This is a genomic window from Halobacillus sp. BBL2006 (assembly GCF_000786645.1).
GTDB lineage: Bacteria > Bacillota > Bacilli > Bacillales > Halobacillaceae > Halobacillus.
Genome location: NZ_JRNX01000701.1, coordinates 1 through 1573 on the forward strand (window position 1 = coordinate 1; position 1573 = coordinate 1573).

The 1573-nt window shown below is 40.4% G+C and carries 2 protein-coding genes; one reads left to right on the forward strand and one right to left on the reverse strand.

Annotated elements, in window-relative coordinates; all coding sequences use genetic code 11:
• Nucleotides 1–84: 84 nt before the first annotated feature.
• Nucleotides 85–438, forward strand: coding sequence for a YppE family protein (locus tag LD39_RS18525; protein ID WP_035551500.1), 354 nt, complete (start codon nucleotides 85–87; stop codon nucleotides 436–438).
• 39 nt (nucleotides 439–477) lie between these two features.
• On the opposite strand, the gene LD39_RS18530 is transcribed toward LD39_RS18525, so the two are convergent.
• Nucleotides 478–1573, reverse strand: a 1096-nt coding sequence (locus LD39_RS18530; protein ID WP_035551503.1) for an efflux RND transporter permease subunit, incomplete at its 5' end; no start/stop codon positions are given.

Genomic DNA, 1573 nt, shown 5'->3' on the forward strand with positions numbered 1-1573 from the left:
CAAGCAAAACGGAGATCGGCGGGGTAAAGGTTTGCTGTCATATTTCTTTACGTGATAAGGTAAAGAAAAAAGGTGTGGATCAAGGTGTCCCTTAAGCAACATACAGAAGAACTTAAACAACTCATTGACCAAAGTCACTTACGGTTTGTTAATACAGAAGGTCCAGTTGATAAAAAAGATCATGCTTTTTTTGATAAGGTGAAACATGAGACCAAACCAATGTTCGAATTGAATAATACTTGGAGAGATGAAGCAGAAGCGTTCGTGAAAAACAGAAAAGCTACTGTCCATCCCAATCAAGTAAAATCAACTCATGAAAATATGGAAATGATCATTTTGCATAGTTATTATTTAGATATACACAGAAAACGATTTAAAGAACTGTTTCAATCCGCTCATTACGTTTTAGATATGATTCTAGATGATTTGAAAAAATAAGCAACGAGCTCCCACGAATGGGAGCTCGTTTTATTTTACTCATGTCGTTTTCTTTTTAGGACGCTTGATGATTAGATAGAAGGCTGGCACAAGTAATAAGGTTAGAACTGTAGAGAACATCAGTCCTGCTACAATCGAAACGGCCAACGGTTTAAATAGTATATCTCCGGTAAAAATAATTGGAGTCAAGGCTGCGATTGATGTTAATGAAGTTAAAACTATCGGTCTGATTCTAGCTCGGCCTGCTTCAATGACAGCTTCGATCAAAGAAGAGTACTCCCCTCGGTTCTGTTCAATGAATTCAATTAGAATAACTGAATTCCTTACTACAATTCCTGAGAGCGATACAATTCCGAGTGTTGCTAGGAAACTTAGAGGCTGACCGGATACAAACAATCCAATAATGGCTCCGGTAATAGCTAGGAAAACAGTACCTGTAATGAGAAGCGGCATCAATAAAGAATTGAACTGGATGGCTATGGTTAGATAAATCAGGAACAAAACGATCACGAATAGTTTGGAAACTTCGATGAAAAACTCTGTTTGTGCATCCGTTTGCCCACTTTCGACTAATGAATAATTCGCTGGCAAGTCCTCTTTTATCGTTTCGATCACCTGATTTGCTTCGCTTGTAAAGGCTTGTTCGGACCCTTCTTTCGGATAGGCGTTGATGGTAATCGTTCTTTTTCCATCCAAATGGGGGATCACTCCCACTTGCTCGGTTTCTTCTACTGATATAACCTCGTCTAGTGAGAAAGAAGCTGGTGGTTGGTTTCCACTTTGCGTGCCACTTACAACACTCAATTCTTCTAGATTTACTCCCTCTGCTTCACCGTCATTGAGGATGACCTCGATTGGCAGACGCTCAACACCGTTATCGAAAGTACCTAACGGAATTCCTGTATTGGCTAGCTGAATTTGTGAGGTTACTTGATCTATAGAAATATTGTTTTGGGCTAATAGTTCACGATCTGGATTATAGCGAAGGAAGGGCTGTCCGCTTCCCGCATTTATGGTAGTAAGTTCTGCTTCTTCAATTTCCCCAAGTTGATCTTTCACCCGGTTTGCTTCCTTGATAAGTGTGTCAACTTCAGGTCCTTGAAGTTTCACCTGCACCGGCGGGGAAGGGGGTGGA